We start from the raw sequence: 15,714 nt of genomic DNA, 5'->3' as shown, positions 1-15,714 counted from the left end.
GGATCAGGAGGCAGCCGCGGGCGCGGGCTCGCGCCACGTCGGCAGACAGGTGGGGACACCTGTGTGGGGGTCGAGGGAGACGGTCGTCTCGATGCCGAAGGCCGTACGGATCGTGTCGACGGTGAGCGCCTCGGCGGGCTCGCCCCGGGCCACGATCCGGCCGCCCGCGAGCACCGCCATGGAGTCGGCGTACGCGGCGGCCTGGTTCAGCTCGTGCAGCACGACGGCCACGGTGATGCCGTGCTCGTCCGCCAACTTCCGTACCAGCCGCAGGACTTCGATCTGATAGCGGATGTCGAGGAACGTGGTCGGCTCGTCCAGGAGGAGGAGGCCGGTGCGCTGGGCGAGCGCCATCGCGATCCAGGCGCGCTGCCGCTCGCCGCCGGAGAGCTGGTCCAGGGGGCGCTCGGCGAGCGGGTGCAGCCTGGTCGCGTCAAGCGCCCAGCTGATCGCCTCCCGGTCCTCCTCGCTGGTCGAGCGGGCCAGGACGCCCTGGTGCGGGTGGCGGCCGTACGCGACCAGCTCCTGCACGGTGACGCCCGCCGGGATCAGCGGCGACTGGGTCAGGAAGCTGAGCTTGCGGGCCAGTTCGCGCGGCTTGTACGCGTCCAGGTCGCGGCCGTCCAGGACGATCGCGCCGGACTGCGGGGCGTGCAGCCGGGCCAGGGCGCGCAGCAGCGTGGACTTGCCGGAGCCGTTGGGCCCGACCAGGGCGGTCACCTCGCCCGGCGTCAGCTCCAGGTCGATGTCCCGGGCGACGGGCTCACCCCCGTGCCCGAGGGTGAGGCCCTTCGCGCTGATCTCGACACTCATCAGGCTTGCTCCGCAAGGGGGTTGGGGACGGTGCCGTTGGGGCGCAGGGCGTGGCGCAGGGCGCGGTCGACGTACTTGGTGACGACGAGGCGGTCCGTGTTGAACGGGTAGCGCGGGAAGTCGTCGGCCAGCATGTCGAACTCCGCGAACCGGTCCGCCTTCTCGGGGAACTGCTTGTGGTACGTGACCACCGCGTCCCGCACGAGCTGCCAGAACTTGGCGTCCGGAACGCCCAGCTGCTCGGCCGCCAGCGGGGCGAGGTAGCGGAAGTGGCCGAGGAGCAGCTGGTCGACGACGTGCTGGCGGATGACGACCGGGTTCTTGCGCGGCAGCACATGGTCGTAGCCGTCGGGCTCGGGGCCGCGCTCGGGGACCGGGGTGTGCGTGACGGACACGTCGTCCACGAAGTCCTTGAGGAACAGGCGCCGCGGGACGTCGTTCTCGTCGTACCCGATCAGGGTGTTCTGGCCGTGCGGGTTGAACGTGATGCCGTACGTGTACATCACGTGCAGCACCGGGTGCAGGACCGTCTCGAAGAGCCTGCGCAGCCAGTCCTCGGCCGACAGGCCGGAGGAGCGGGCGAGTTGGGCGGCGAAGGCCGTGCCGTGCTCGTCGACGTGAAGGAGCGAGGCGAAGGTGCGGACCCGCTCGTTCTCGTCCTTACGTCCGGACACCGAGTCGCGCCAGATGCAGCCGAGCGCCTCCAGGTGCTGGTACGGCATGTCCGGTACGCGGTCCAGGTACGGGTGGCGCACGGTCACCGAGGCGATCTCGCCGAGGAACACGGTCCGCAGGTCGTCGCGGAGCACCGGGTCCTTGTCGAGCAGACCGGTCAGCCACTGGGTGGTGACGGGGGCGCCCTGCGTGCAGTGCGGCGGGATGCCGCGCCAGATCAGGGTGTTGACGATCTTCAGCGGGAGCTTCACGTCGTACCGCTCGCGCGCCGCCATGTTCGTCATGGTGCGCACCGACTGCTGCGGCAGGTAGCCGTCCTTGGACGCGCCGAGCGGAATGATCCGGTCCTGCGCGACCTCGCCCGCGAAGAGCACCTGCACGGCGTGGTCCCACTGCCAGGGGTGCACGGGCATCCAGACGTACGCGTCCGGGTCGCAGCCGCGCGCCTCGATCACGGCACGGAAGCTCTGGATCTCCGCCGGGCTCAACTCGTGGGCGGTGACGCCCTGTTCGCTGAGCTCCGAGGTGCCACGGAACTCGGCGAGGCCGCGGTGCACGGCGATCCACTGCAGCTGGACGAGCTGCTGCGACTCGGGGGCGTACGCGCGCACGTCGGACGCGGAGAAGCCGATGCGGCCCTTGTTCGCGGCGAGCGTGGGGTGGCCGGTCATGTGGCACTCCAGCTCGGCGTGGCCAAGCTTGGCCAGCTCGGCCGCGCTCGCACCGCCGTGCTCGATCCGGGCGGCGTCCACGGCGAGGGTCGCGGACAGCTCGGTGAGGTACATGCCGAGGGTCGGCGCGTCCGTGCCGATGGTGTCCGCGCAGTCGACCAGGAACTGCTGCGCGTCCCAGGCCGGGGTGGATATCTCGTTGCCGAGCAGACCGGCGGCGCCGCGCGTCACGGAGTCCTTGTCGGCTTGCCATCCGCCGAGGGCGCCCTGCGTCGCCGCGAAGACGTACGACACCCCGCTGTCCAGGTCGACCCGGTAGCGGCCGTTCTCAAGCGCTTCGGGCTTGATCAGTTCCTCGAACGCGAACTCCGACAGGGTCTTGGCGAGCAGCCGACGATTCGCCTCGCGCCAGGACTCCGGCGACACGTCGTGGAGTTCGGGGACGGGGTGCGTGCTCATGCGGGTGGTGCCTTTCGGTCGGGGTGAGCAGGGCGAGGAGTGTGAGGAGGGCTGCGCCTGCGAGAAGAGGGCCGGTGAGGTCCGCTTTCGCGGTGAGGGTGGCGACGAGGGGGGCCAGGAGGAGGCCTGCGGTCTGGGCTGTGGCGATGAGGCTGTACGACTGGCTGCCGCCGGCGGTGCTGAGGGTTCTGTGGTCCAGGGCGACCTGACTGAGGCCCAGGGCCACACCGAACACGACACGTGCGGCGCCCAGGCTCACCGGGTCCGTGGTCGCCGCCTGCCAGGCGAGGCTGGCTGCGCCGAGGGCCAGGGCGGTGGGGAGCAGGGCGCTGCCCAGCTTTGCCCGTAGGAGCTTGGCTGCGGGCAGCACGGCGAGTACCGCTGCGTGCGGGAGTACGAAGAGGAGTGCGGCGGTCTGTGTGCTCGTGCCGCCGTCCGTGGCGTACTCGGTGAAGTACGGGCGTACGGCGTAGACCGCTACTGCGTAGGCGAGTACGAAGGCTGCCAGGTAGGCCAACTTGAGCTTGTCCGATTGCGTACCCGGCGCTGGGGGCTGTGCCCACCCGTTCCGCCCTGCGGAACGCCTGCCCACAGCAGACAGAAGGAGCAGGAGCGCCAGCTCCGCCACTGCAAGGAGCGGGAGCGCCAGTCTCGGGTTCGGGACCGTGACCACCACCGTGCCCAGGAGCGTCGCCGCGATGGACGCGCCGTGCAGGACCGCCACGTACTGGAGTACCCCTGGGAACAGGCCCTTCGCGTGGCTGCGGGCGATGGAGGGGTAGGCCAGAAGCACCACCGACTTCGCCGCGATCAGCAGGACCGAGAGGACCGTGAACGTCGGGAAGTTCGGGGCCAGGGCCAGGGAGGCCGCGAGGAGCACTGCCGCGCTCTGGCCGGCCGTCACCAGACGGGCCAGCGGGTAGCGGCGGGTCGCCCGGCCCCACAGGGGCAGGGAGACGATCGCCGCCAGCTGGCACACCATCAGGAAGCCGCCGGTCGCGCCGAATTCACGCACGCCGAAGGCCTCCCGGAACAGCTTCGGATAGAACGGCGCGAGCGCCGACTGCGTGGCCATGTGCAGGCCGGCCGCGCACAGCAGTACCCCCCGGTTCACGCGCTGCGCTCGCGGACCATGAACGCGGCACGCTTGTCCGGCAGGTCCAGCTCGCGGACCTTGCGGAACCCGGCACGCTCGAAGGCTCGCACCGAGCGGACGTTGCGTACGTCGGGCTCGGCGACGACGCGTTCCGCGTACGGCTGGACCGCCAGCTGCCAGTCCGAGACCGCGCGCAGGAGCCGTGCCCCGAGGCCGCGGCCGCGGAAGTCCGAGGGGCCGAGGAGGAGGTGGACGCCCGCGTCGCGGGGCTTGGCCGCGTAGTGCGCGGCGAGCGGGTCGAGGTCGGCGCGGTACAGCTCCCAGTAGCTCATCGGCGTACCGTCGATACAGCCCAGGTACGGGGTCGAGTGGGCGCTGGCGCGCTGTTCGCGCAGGTAGGCCTCGATCTGCTGCTCGGGCAGCGGCATCTCCCAGAAGCGGGCGACCTCCGGGTCGTTCATCCAGCCGTGCACGTCGGCCAGGTCGCCGACCGGGTCGACGGCGCGCAGCGTGAACACGCCCTCGTCGAGGTCGGCCTTCATCGCGGTCATCGTGGACGCCGTCGTCATCGGGCCGCTCCTGCAAGGGGGTTGGCGAGGTCCACGTACACCGACTGGGCTTCGAGCGGGCCGGTCAGCTCGTCCATGCCCTGCACCCGGGTGAGCAGGTTGGCCTTGCAGCGCAGGGTCTCGGCGGTGCGCAGCGTGGTGGCGAGGCGCAGCCGGTCGCCGTGCTCGGCGGCCAGCTTGCCGAGGGCGTCGGCGGCGCGGCGGAGCAGCGCGTCCTCGTCCGCGAGGCCCTGCGAGCCGAGGGCGCCGACCATGCCGAGCATGTTGTTGATGCCGACGTAGTAGGCGAGCCGCTCGTCGATGACCTCGTCGTCCACGTACGTGCCGAGGTCCCGGCCGATGGCGTCGACCCAGCCGTAGAGGGCCGTCGAGCGGGTGGGGGAGAAGTAGTAGCCCTGGTTGTCGCGGTAGCGGCCGCCTACGGGCCAGCCCTCCTCGTCCAGGACGACCAGGGTGTTCTGCTGGTGCGCCTCCAGGCCCAGGCCGTATGTGGCGTACAGCCACAGGACCGGGGTGACGACGGTGTCGAGGTAGCGGGCGAACCAGTCGTCCGCGACGTCGGTGACGCTGCGGCCGGTGCGCTCCGCGAGGCCGCGCACCACGGTCGCGAGCTGCGAGGGCGCGTCCGGGCCGAGGTCCGGACGGGGTGCCACGAGTCCAGCCGCGCACACCGCCTGTACGGCCTCGGGGTCGGCGGGGAACGGGTTGTCGCGGACCACGACGTCCAGGCCCGTCGGGGAGCCGTCGGCGGCGTCCACGGCGATCCACGCCGGGTCCCGCACGATGTCGAAGCCGGGGTGCTCGGCGCGCAGCGCGTCCCCGAGTCCGGCCGCGAGCAGCCGGTCGATGGCGGCGCCGCGCTCCAGCTCCACGCGCATGTTCTCGCGGCGGGAGTTGGTGATGCGCAGGCCGAGGGAGAACTTCAGCATCACGGGGGCGTCGGCGCGGTACACGGTGCGCACCGAGGAGGTCGGCGACCACTCCGGGCCCGCCTGGCCCAGGTCGTGCAGGAGCCCGGCGTCGAGCAGGGCGCGCACGCCGGGGCGGGTCACGATGTCCTTGGCCTGCCACGGGTGGGCCGGTACGAGGACGGTGCCTTCGGGGGCGCGTACCGAATCCTCGGCCAGCTCGGTCATCAGGCCCTGCGCGGTGCGGCCCGCGAGCGTCGAGTCGGCGCTGATCACCGACGGGTCGGCGGCGAACCAGTGCAGCGCGAACGAGCCGCGCAACTCCGGTGAGTACGCGAGGAGTTCGGCGTCCGTGAGACCCTCGCGGGACTTCGGCGTCGGGTGCAGCGGGTGACCGGTGATCAGGGCCTGCTCGGCGGCGATGAACGCGGTCGTGCCCTCGGGGTCCTCGGGTGCCTCGGCGCGCTGCCGGACGAACTCGGCGGTACGGCGCGTGGAGTCGGCGACCCGCGCCGTCAGGTCGGCCACCTGAGCCGGGTCGGCGGCGGCTGTCTCGACCGCGATGAGCGCGGCGAGCGCCGGCGCGGCGAGCGGGGTGCCGGTGCCCTGGACGCGGGCGGGGCCGAAGCGGTGCCAGCCGACGGGGGACCAGTACAGGACGGGGGCCTCGACGGTGACGCCGCTCGCGGGCAGCGGGACCGTCAGGAGGTCGCCCGCGGGGCGGGGGACCGCGGTCTCGCGGATCCAGCAGCGCAGGAGGCTCTCGGTGGCGGCGGCGTCGGCGGCGGTGACCGGGGTGGCCGCTGGCGAGCTGCTCATGGAAGTTCTCTTTCTGTTTGCGACCGTTCCGACGGCCGCGCGTACGGTGCGGATCGGACGGCCCGATGAATAACTTAGGTAAGGCTTACCTGGTGCGCAAGCCCTGATGTCCGTTCTCCTGCGCCGCTTGCCGCTCGGGACGCGCACCGGAGGGCGCCAGACCGAACGTCGTGAACGCCGTCCGCTCCGGCAGCGGGTAAACCGGATCGCCCGTGAGGGAGTTGAGGATCACAGCGGAACGCCAGGCGGCGAGCCCCAGATCGGGCGCACCCACGCCGTGCGTGTGCCGCTCCGCGTTCTGCACGAACACCGAACCGCCCACCTCCTCGTCGAGCACGAGCCGGTGCCGCGCGTCGATGTCCGGGCGGCCCGAGCCGTCCCGCGACAGATGCGGGAGCAGCGGCTCGATCAGCCCGTCCACGGGCCGCTCCGCGTACCCCGTCGCGGCCACCACGGCGTCCGTCACCAGGTGCGCCTCGGACCGCTGTTGGGCGTGGCTGAGGCCGAGCCGGAGCCTGCCCCCGCTGCGCTCCGCCGACTCCACGGCCACCCCGGGGGTGAGCGCGGCGTCCGGCCAGCCGCCGTCGAGGGTGCGCAGATACAGCTCGTCGTGGATCTCGCCGAGCGTGTCCCCGCTGACGCCCTTGTGCAACTGCCACTGGCGGGGCAGGAGTTCGTCCCGTACGGGCTCGGTCAGTCCGTGGAAGTAGCGCGTGTAGTCGGGCGTGAACTGCTCCAGGCCCAGCTTGCTGTACTCCATGGGCGCGAACGCCTCCGTACGAGCGAGCCACGTCAGCCCCTCGTTGCCCTGCGGGCGGTGGCGAAGGAGGTCGAGGAAGACCTCCGCGCCCGACTGGCCCGAGCCGACCACCGTGATGTGCTCGGCGGCCAGCAACTCCGGGCGCCGCGCCAGGTACTCGGCCGAGTGCCAGACCGGTACGGACGGATCGTCGGCAAGGGCGCGCAGGGCCTGCGGCACGCGCGGCGCCGTCCCCACACCGAGCGCCAGGTGCCGGGCGAAGTACCGGCCCACGCCCTCCGCGCCGCCGTCCTCGTCGAGCCGCGTGAAGCCCACCTCGAACGCGCCGCGCCCCGCGTCCCAGCGCACGGTGTCCACCTGGTGCCCGAACCGGCACGAGGCCAACTGCCCGCTGACCCAGCGGCAGTACGCGTCGTACTCGGCGCGCTGGATGTGGAACTTCTCCGCGAAGTAGAACGGGAAGAGCCGCTCCTTGGTCTTGATGTAGTTCAGGAACGACCACGGGCTGATCGGCTCCACCAGGCTCACCAGGTCGGCGAGGAACGGCACTTGGAGCGTGGCGCCCTCGATCAGCAGGCCCGGGTGCCAGTGGAAGGCCGTGCGCTGTTCGAGGAAGGCGGTGCGCAGGCCCGGCACGCCGTCGGCGAGCGCGGCGAGCGACAGGTTGAAGGGGCCGATGCCCACGCCGAGCAGGTCGAAGGTCTCTTCGTAAATGTCCGGGCTGGGGGTGGTGCTCACTGGGGGACTCCTTGGCTGCGGGTCCTCGTACGGAGGTCTTCGGTGGGGGATGCCGGTGCGGGGACGTAGGGGGCGTTCGGGGACGGGCCGGTGCTCTCCTCGGCCGCGCAGTGGGCGACCAGCTTGAGCAGGGCCGCGAGGTCGGCGGCGCCGGTGCGCGGGTGCAGGAGCGTGGCCTTGAGCCACAACTTCCGCTCTCCGCAGTCGGTTTCGGGGTCCTCGGCGACCGCCCGTCCGACCACGCCGCGGCCGTCGTCGAGCAGCCGCCTGCGGACCGCGGCGACCAGGGCGTCCCCCTCAGCTGCGGGCAGCGCGTCGGCCGCGCGCGGGCGGAACAGGACCGTGCTGATGCCCGGCTCGCCCGCCCGCACCCGCAGCTCCGGGTGGGCGGCGACGGCGGCGGCGAAGTCCTGCGCGGTCCGCACGCAGTGCTCGACCAGCTCGCCCAGGCCCCTGCGGCCGAGCGCGCGCAGCGTCACCGCGATCTTCAGGGCGTCCGGGCGGCGCGAGGTGCGGATGGACCGGCCGAGCCAGTCCGGCAGGCCCGCCTCGGTGTCGTCGTCCGCGTTCAAGTAGTCGGCCTGGAAGGAGAGATGGTCGACCTGGGCCGCGTCCCGTACCGCCAGGATGCCCGCCGCGACCGGCTGCCAGCCCAGCTTGTGCAGGTCGAACGTGACCGACACGGCCCGCTCGATCCCGCTGAGCCGGGGCGCGAGCGCGTCGCTGAACAGCAGCGGACCGCCGTACGCGGCGTCCACGTGCAGCTCGGCGCCGTGCGCGGCCGTGACGTCGGCCAGCTCGGGCAGCGGGTCGATCAGGCCCTCGTCCGTGGTGCCCGCGGTGGCGACCACGAGCACCGGCATCCCGGCGTACGCGCCGAGCACCCGGTCCAGGGAACGCGGGTCCATCCGCCCGGCCGGGCAGTCCACGACCGCCGGGGTCGGCAGGCCGAGCATCCAGGCGGCGCGCTGCACGGAGTGGTGCGCGTTCGCCCCGCACACCACCTGCACGGTGCGCTCCCCGGCGGCCCGCGCGCGCTCCCGGGCGAGCAGCAGCGCCACCAGGTTGGACTCGGTGCCCCCGCTGGTGACCAGCGCGTCCGGGGTCTCGTCGGCGCCCGGATAGACCAGCTCCGCGAGGGACTTGGTCACCTCGGCCTCGATCACGCCCGCCGCCGGGGCCTGGTCCCAGGAGTCCATCGACGGGTTGAGCGCCGACGCCGCGAGGTCGGCCGCCGCCGCCACCGCGAGCGGCGGGCAGTGCAGATGCGCCACGCAGTGCGGGTCGGACGGGTCGGCGGCGCCCCGCGTCACCGCCTGCACGAGCTCCCGCAGCGCGGCCTCGGCCCCGGTGCCGTCAAGCGGCAGCACGGGCGAGCAGTGCTCCCGTACGTCCGCGGCGACCGCGTCCGGGCCGCCCGCCGGGAGCGGTCCGCCGCGCTCGACCGCGCCGTCGGCGAGCGCGGTCAGCACGACCTCGGTCAACTCCCGCAGCGCGGCCGGTCCTTCGGTGGAACCGGCGACGCTCGCGGGGTTCACGGGACTCTGCGCTTCGATGGTGTGCTCGTTCACGCGGCACGCTCCGCGTCCCGCAGCGCCGCGGCGATGCGCTCCAGGACCGAGTCGAGCTCGGTGTCCGTCACGACCAGCGGCGGAAGCAGCCTCAGCACGCTGTCCGAGCGGCCGCCCAGCTCAAGCATCAGGCCCTGCCGCAGGCAGGCCGCGCGCAGACGCCGGGCGAAGACCGGGTCCGCGGGCCGGGAGCCGATCCGGTCCGGCGCGGCGTCCGGGTCGACCAGCTCCACGCCGTTCATCAGCCCACGCCCTCGTACGTCACCCAACCGCGCGTTGTCATCGGCCAGTTGACGCAAGGAGAGCCGGAGCCGTTCCCCGAGCTTCGCGGCCCGCTCGGGCAGCTGCTCCTCGGCGACCGTACGCAGGGTGACGCGGCCGGCCGTCATGGCGAGGGTGTTGCCCCGGAACGTGCCGGTGTGGTCGCCGGGCAGCCACTGGTCGAGCTCCGGCCGGTAGGCGAGGACCGCGAGCGGCAGACCGCCGCCGACCGCCTTCGACGCGACGAGCACGTCCGGGGTGACCCCGGCCCGCTCGCAGGCCCAGAAGTGCCCGGTGCGGCCCACTCCGGTCTGCACCTCGTCGACGATCAGGACGATGCCGCGCTCCTCGGTGATCCGGCGGACCTCCCGCAGCCACGAGTCGGGGCCCTCGATCACGCCGCCCTCGCCTTGGACCACCTCCAGGATCACCGCGGCGGGCTCGCCCGCCCCGCTGCTCGGGTCGGTCAGGAAGTTCTCCAGGAGCCGCGCCGACAGCTCCCCGGACTGCGGTGCGCCGACGCCGAACGGGCAGCGGTACGCGTACGGGAACGGGATCCGCGTCACCGGCAGCGCGTCCGCGCCCACCGTGGACCGCATCCGCGCGGGTCCGGACACGGCCGAGGCGCCGACCGTCATGCCGTGGTAAGCGCCGCTGAACGCCACGACCCCGCGCCGGCCGGTCGCCGCCTGCGCCAGCTTGATCGCGGCCTCCACGGCGTCGGTGCCCGCCGGACCGCAGAAGTGCAGCCGGGCCTCGCCGCGCAGCGAGCCGGGCAGCCGCGTGAGCAGCTCCTCGGAGAAGGCGTCCTTCTGCGGCGTGATCATGTCGAGCGCGTGCAGCGGAACGCCGGAGTCCAGGTCGGCCCGGATCGCCGCCACCACCTCGGGGTGGTTGTGCCCGAGCGCGAGCGTGCCCGCGCCGGACAGGCAGTCGAGGTACGTACGCCCGTCGGCGCCCACGACCTGCGCGCCCAGGGCGCGGACCGGCGCGACCGGAAGCGTACGGGCGTAGGTGCGGGCGGCGGACTCCCGCCGCTCCTGGCGCGCGAGCAGCTGGTCGAGCAGCTCGGGCGAGGCGGCGGTGGGGTCGGTTACCTCGTGAGGGGTGACCTCGGGTGGGGTGACCTCGTGACGGGTTACCTCGTGAGGGGTGACCTCGGGTGGGGTGTCGAGGCTCATGAGACGGTGCCCTTCGGTGCCGCGAACTCCTGGAAGGCGATGGCCTTCTCGACGGGGTAGGCCTCCCGGCCCAGGAGCTCGGCGATGATGTACGAGTTGCGGTAGGCGCCCATGCCCAGGTCGGGGCTGGTGATGGAGTGCGTGTGCACACCGGCGTTCTGCAGGAACACGCCGCGCCCGGTGGTGTCGATGCTGTAGTTCCTGGCCACGTCGAAGCGGCCCTGGCCGTCGAAGCGCAGCCGCTCCCGTATCGGGTCGAGGAACTCCGGGACCTGGTAGCGGTAGCCGGTCGCGAGGATCAGGCCCTCGGTGCGCAGCTGGAACTCCTCGCCCTGCTCCTCCTGGCGCAGGCCGAGCAGATACCGGCCGTCCTCCTCGTACCGCGCGGATTCGAGCGCGGTGTTGGTCATCAGACGGGTCGGCACCGGGCCCTTGACGTTCTTCTCGTAGAGCAGGTCGAAGATCGTGTCGACCAGGTCCCCGTCGATGCCCTTGAACAGGCCCTTCTGGCCGCGCTCCAGGCGGTAGCGGGTCTCCTCGGGCAGCGCGCGGAAGTAGTCGATGTACTCCGGGGAGGTCATCTCAAGGGTGAGCTTGGTGTACTCCAGCGGGAAGAAGCGCGGGGAGCGGGTGACCCAGTTGAGCCGGTAGCCGTACTCGTCGATGGAGCTGAGCAGGTCGAGGTAGATCTCGGCGGCGCTCTGCCCGCTGCCGACCAGCGTGATCGACTCCTTCTTCACCAGCTCCCGCTTGGCGTGCACATAGCGGGAGTTGTGGATGAAGTCGCCGCCGAGCCCCTCGCAGGCCTGCGGGATGTGCGGCGGCGTCCCGGTGCCGAGCACGAGCTGCCGGGTGCGGTACGTGTCTCCCGCCGAGGTCCGTACGGCGTACAGCGCGTCCTCGTCCTCGTACGACACCTCGGTGACCGTCGTGCCGAAGCGCACGGAGGTCAGCTGGGCGGCGGCCCAGCGGCAGTAGTCGTTGTACTCGGTGCGCAGCGGATAGAAGTTCTCGCGGATGTAGAACGAGTACAACCGCCCCGATTCCTTCAGGTACTTGAGGAAGGAGTACGGCGAGGTCGGGTCCGCGAGTGTGACCAGGTCCGACATGAACGGCGTCTGCAGATGCGCGCCCTCCAGGAACATCCCGGAGTGCCAGTCGAAGTCCGGCTTGGAGTCGAGGAACAGCGCGTCGAGCTCGTCGAGCGGCTCGGTCAGGCAGGCCAGGCCCAGGTTGAAGGGCCCGAGGCCGATACCGATCAGGTCGTACGGCTCGCGGTTCTCACGAGTCGTTCCGTGGGGCGTCTCGCGGGGCGTCTCACGAGGCTCGGACAAGGGAGTCTCCCAGGTACTGCTCGGCGTGGCCCGCGATCAGATCGAGGACTGCGGCGATGTCGGCGGTGGTGGTCTCGGGGTTGAGCAGGGTGAACTTCAGGTAGTGCCGCCCGCCCGCCTTGGTCCCGGCGACGATCGCGTCCCCGGAGGCGAAGAGGGCTTTGCGGGCATGGAGGTTGGCGCGGTCGATCTCGGCCGGGTCGGTGATGCTCTGCGGGATGTAGCGGAAGACCAGGGTGGACAGTTGCGGCTCCACGACCACGTCGTAGCGCGGGTCGAGGGCGAGCAGCCGCCAGCCGTCCGCGGCCAGCTCGCAGACCTCGTCGAAGAGCTCACCGATCCCGTCGGCGCCGAGTACCCGCAGCGTCATCCACAGCTTCAGCGCGTCGAACCTGCGTGTGGTCTGCAGCGACTTGTCCACCTGGTTCGGTATCCGCTCGGCGACGGTCCGGCGCGGATTGAGATATTCCGCGTGGTACGTGGCGTGCCGCAGCGTCTCCCCGTCCCGGACCAGCACCGCGGATGAACTCACAGGCTGGAAGAACGATTTGTGGTAGTCGACGGTCACGGAGTCGGCCCGCTCGATCCCGTCGAGCAGATGCCGGTTCTTCAGCGACACGAGCAGCCCGCAGCCGTACGCGGCGTCCACATGCAGCCAGGTGTCGTACTGGGCGGCCAGCTCGGCGATCTCGGGCAGCGGGTCGATGGAGCCGAAGTCGGTCGTACCGGCGGTGGCCACGATCGCCATCGGCGTGAACCCGTCGCGCGCGCACTTCTCCAGCTCGTGGGCGAGGGCGACGGTCCGCATCCGCTTGTTGCGGTCACAGGGCACGGCCACGACGGCGTCGGCGGGCAGGCCGAGCAGCTTGACCGACTTCTGCACGCTGAAGTGGCTGCACTCGGAGGCGAAGACCCGCAGTTTCAGCGGGTCTTCGGTCTTGCACTCCTCCCGGGCGAGCAGCAGCGCCTCCAGGTTGGACTGCGTACCGCCGCTGGTGAACACCCCGTCGGCGGCCGGACCGAGCCCGATGCGCTGGGCGGTCCAGTCGATCAGGCGGCGCTCGATCAGTGTGGCGCCCGCGGACTGGTCCCAGGTGTCGAGCGAGGAGTTGACGGCGCTGAGCACGGCCTCGCCGAGCACCGCGGGGATGACGACGGGGCAGTTGAGGTGGGCGAGGTAGCGGGGGTGGTGGAAGTAGACGGCGTCGCGCAGATAGGTCTCTTCGAGCTCGTCCAGAGCGGCGGACGGGTCGTGCAGGGGACGGTCCAGGTCCACGGCGTCGATGGTGGGGGCGAGCCGCTCGGGGGTGATTCCCGTGAACGGTCCCTGGACGGACGCGAGTCGGGTGGCGACGCGGTCGGCGCCTTCGGCGATGCAGCGGCGGTAGGCCTCCGCGTTCAGGCCGTTGAGCAGATGAGACCTGGGCGCGAGGAGACTCATGTAACGGTCCTCCCAAAAGGGGACGTTGGGCCCTGCCCACATCAGCGGGCACGGCTCCGAGGCAGTGGGCTTAGGTTAGCCTAACCTTAAGTTCCTTCTCCACGGCAGGCCCATAGGTTCACTCGCTCATCCGGGGGCGCGCCAGGGGCGCTCGGGGGCACGCCGAGGCATGACGATGCCCCCGCACGGACCGTCGTACGGGGGCATCGGGTTTCTTTTTTTGGGGCTGTTGGGTGGGGGGTGCCCCGTCAGGGGCGCGGGGAACTGCGCGACCAGCCACGACGAACTCGCGGCCGGGCAACGGCAGTTGGGGGCAGATGCCTAGCCGATCTCCGCTTCCGCCCGGAGGGAATCCTCACTCGCACCCAGCCGCCAATACCCCGTGAACGTGACCGCCCTGCGATCGAACTCCCGCTCACGGACTAGATGGCGACGCAACGCCTTGACGGTGCCGGCCTCCCCGGCGATCCAGGCGTACGGCTGCGCCTCGGGCAGGGCGGCGGCCCGAACAGCCTCGACGGTCCGCTCCGTACGGTGCGCCCCGGACGCCTCCGTGACCTCCCGCACAAGCCATGTGAGGTCGACGTCCGCCTCGCTCTTCAGCTCCAACTGATCGCCCGCGCACGGCACTTCGAGCCAGACCTTCGCCCTGGTGCCGGCCGGAAGACTCTCCAGGATCGACGCGGCGGCGGGAAGCGCCGTCTCGTCGGCCCAGATCAGCACCCACTCGGCGCCTTCGGGGAGCCGGAACCGTATGCCGTTGTTGTCCGGCCCGGAAGGGCCGAGCACCGCGACCCGGTCGCCCGGCTCGGCCCGCTCCGCCCAGGCACACGCCGGACCGCCGTCCGGATGCACCGCGAAGTCGATGTCCAACTCCTCGGCGGGACTTCGGCGTTGCTCGCGTGCGGTGTACGAGCGCATCACCGCGCGCGTGTCGTCCGCCATCGCCCGGTACGCCGCGTACCAGCCCGCCGGGTCGGTCCCCTCGGTCGGAGGGAGTACCGGGTCCTGCTGGCCCGGCCGCGGCAGGAACAGCGACAGGCTCTGGTCGAGCCCGCCGGATCTGAACTCGCCGAGCTCGGGGCCGGTGAAGGTGACCCGCACGAGCGACGGCGAGAGCCGTACCACCCGCTCGACCTCAAGCCGGAACAGCCGGAACGGGGCCTGGGACCCGGTCACTCGGCGACCTTCTTGGCGTCCTTCTTGGCGACCTTCCTGGCGTCCTCGATGGCCTTCGCGAGGTCGTCGAGGATCGGGGCGCACTTGTCGTACGAGTAGATGGGCTCGGTGACGCGGGGGATGACCTGGCCGGCCTGCACGGCGGGGAGCTTCTTCCAGGTCGGCTTGGACTTGTCGAGGTCGGCGGGCTGGAGGGCCGAGGTGCGGTTGTCCATCATGATGACGTCCGCTTCGTACTTGTCGACGTTCTCCCAGCTCAGCTCCTCGAAGAAGCCCTGTGCGTTCACCTTCGGCTTGACGAACTTCACGCCCAGCTCTTCGAAGTAGCGGGTGTCGGCGGCGGTCTCGGCCAGCGTGACGTAGAAGAGGTCGGCACTGCCCGAGCCGATCAGGACCTTGATCTCCGGCTTGGCCTTGGCGGCCTGGCGCAGCCGCTCGGCGGCCTTCTCGAACCGGGCCTTCGCGTCGGTGACCTTCTTCGCCTTCAGGTCCGCGCCGAGCGACTCGGCGAGGTCGGCGCGGCGCTGCAGCGCCTTGGGCATGGTGGTCTCGGCGGCCCACAGCGCGACGCTCGGGGCGAGCTTCAGGATCTTGTCCTTGGACTCGTCCGGCACGTACCAGAGCGCGTCCTTCAGCCACATGTCCGTGATCAGCACCTCGGGCGCGAGCGCCGCGTACTTCTCGACGTTGAACTGGCCCCACGCGTTGCCGAGGATCTCCAGCTTGCTGATGTCCATGTCGCCGGCCTGGACGTCGGGCTTGCCGCCCTTGCCCTTCGTCGGGCCGAAGACACCCTTGACCTTGATGCCGTAGTCGTACAGCGCGGCCGCGGTGCCGGTGAACGCCACGATGTTCTTCGGCACCGCGTCCGTCTTGACGGTCTTGCCGCGGTCGTCCTTGAAGGACCAGGGGCCCTTCTTTCCGCTGCCCGAATCCGAGCCGCCCTTCGCCTCTTTGTCGCCGCAGGCGGTGAGCAGAGCGCCGAGGGAGACTGCCCCACCGGCGGCGAGGAGGCCGCGGCGGGAGAGGAGGGCGGCTCGGGACTGGGACATGTCGTGTCTGCTTTCGTGGACGAAACGGCAACCTGGCGCGATCTCGCGTTAGGTTAACCTAACCTAAGCTCCACTCGGCATACGGGTCCAGCCCCGGATCTGCTTCCCGGATCTGCTTTGAGGGGCGCGGGGAACTGCGCATGTTTTCCAGGGGCGCGGGGAACTGCGCAGGTTTCTAGGGGCGCGG

Annotated in this window: 12 protein-coding genes; all 12 read right to left on the bottom strand. The window is 71.4% G+C overall.

Features of this window, described 5'->3' with window-relative positions; translation table 11 throughout:
• Positions 1 to 3 precede the first annotated feature (3 nt).
• On the bottom strand, positions 4 to 813 hold the full coding sequence (locus tag QIT00_RS31520) for an ABC transporter ATP-binding protein (protein WP_282538874.1): 810 nt from the start codon (positions 811 to 813) through the stop codon (positions 4 to 6).
• A complete protein-coding gene (locus QIT00_RS31515; RefSeq protein WP_282538898.1) occupies positions 813 to 2,585 on the bottom strand; it encodes an IucA/IucC family protein in 1,773 nt (590 codons plus the stop codon). Before QIT00_RS31515 ends, QIT00_RS31520 begins: the two co-directional genes overlap by 1 nt.
• On the bottom strand, positions 2,488 to 3,732 hold the full coding sequence (locus QIT00_RS31510; RefSeq protein ID WP_282538873.1) for a hypothetical protein: 1,245 nt from the start codon (positions 3,730 to 3,732) through the stop codon (positions 2,488 to 2,490). The genes QIT00_RS31515 and QIT00_RS31510 overlap by 98 nt, the downstream gene beginning before the upstream one ends.
• Positions 3,729 to 4,283 (bottom strand): GNAT family N-acetyltransferase, encoded by a 555-nt coding sequence (locus tag QIT00_RS31505; RefSeq protein ID WP_282538872.1) that lies wholly within the window; start codon positions 4,281 to 4,283, stop codon positions 3,729 to 3,731. Before QIT00_RS31505 ends, QIT00_RS31510 begins: the two co-directional genes overlap by 4 nt.
• The gene (locus QIT00_RS31500; RefSeq protein WP_282538871.1) at positions 4,280 to 6,010 is read right to left on the bottom strand and encodes an IucA/IucC family protein; all 1,731 of its coding nucleotides are present in this window, start codon (positions 6,008 to 6,010) and stop codon (positions 4,280 to 4,282) included. Before QIT00_RS31500 ends, QIT00_RS31505 begins: the two co-directional genes overlap by 4 nt.
• An 85-nt stretch (positions 6,011 to 6,095) precedes the next feature.
• Complete coding sequence (locus QIT00_RS31495; protein WP_282538870.1) at positions 6,096 to 7,508, bottom strand: lysine N(6)-hydroxylase/L-ornithine N(5)-oxygenase family protein; 1,413 nt, start codon at positions 7,506 to 7,508, stop codon at positions 6,096 to 6,098.
• Complete coding sequence (locus QIT00_RS31490; RefSeq protein WP_282538869.1) at positions 7,505 to 9,079, bottom strand: pyridoxal phosphate-dependent decarboxylase family protein; 1,575 nt, start codon at positions 9,077 to 9,079, stop codon at positions 7,505 to 7,507. The genes QIT00_RS31495 and QIT00_RS31490 overlap by 4 nt, the downstream gene beginning before the upstream one ends.
• On the bottom strand, positions 9,076 to 10,521 hold the full coding sequence (locus tag QIT00_RS31485; protein WP_282538868.1) for a diaminobutyrate--2-oxoglutarate transaminase family protein: 1,446 nt from the start codon (positions 10,519 to 10,521) through the stop codon (positions 9,076 to 9,078). The genes QIT00_RS31490 and QIT00_RS31485 overlap by 4 nt, the downstream gene beginning before the upstream one ends.
• Entirely contained in the window at positions 10,518 to 11,855 is a 1,338-nt protein-coding gene (locus QIT00_RS31480) for a lysine N(6)-hydroxylase/L-ornithine N(5)-oxygenase family protein (RefSeq protein ID WP_282538867.1), read from the bottom strand. Before QIT00_RS31480 ends, QIT00_RS31485 begins: the two co-directional genes overlap by 4 nt.
• Positions 11,839 to 13,296 (bottom strand): pyridoxal phosphate-dependent decarboxylase family protein, encoded by a 1,458-nt coding sequence (locus QIT00_RS31475; RefSeq protein WP_282538866.1) that lies wholly within the window; start codon positions 13,294 to 13,296, stop codon positions 11,839 to 11,841. The genes QIT00_RS31480 and QIT00_RS31475 overlap by 17 nt, the downstream gene beginning before the upstream one ends.
• Positions 13,297 to 13,617: 321 nt before the next feature.
• The gene (locus tag QIT00_RS31470; protein ID WP_282538865.1) at positions 13,618 to 14,475 is read right to left on the bottom strand and encodes a siderophore-interacting protein; all 858 of its coding nucleotides are present in this window, start codon (positions 14,473 to 14,475) and stop codon (positions 13,618 to 13,620) included.
• Positions 14,472 to 15,527 carry an ABC transporter substrate-binding protein gene (locus tag QIT00_RS31465; RefSeq protein WP_282538864.1) on the bottom strand — a complete coding sequence of 352 codons (1,056 nt, stop codon included), beginning with the start codon at positions 15,525 to 15,527 and terminating at the stop codon, positions 14,472 to 14,474. Before QIT00_RS31465 ends, QIT00_RS31470 begins: the two co-directional genes overlap by 4 nt.
• Between the last annotated feature and the right edge of the window lie 187 nt (positions 15,528 to 15,714).

It is taken from the genome of Streptomyces luteolus (assembly GCF_029968015.1).
GTDB classification, from domain to species: domain Bacteria; phylum Actinomycetota; class Actinomycetes; order Streptomycetales; family Streptomycetaceae; genus Streptomyces; species Streptomyces luteolus.
This window is presented reverse-complemented; position numbering and strand designations above follow the sequence as displayed.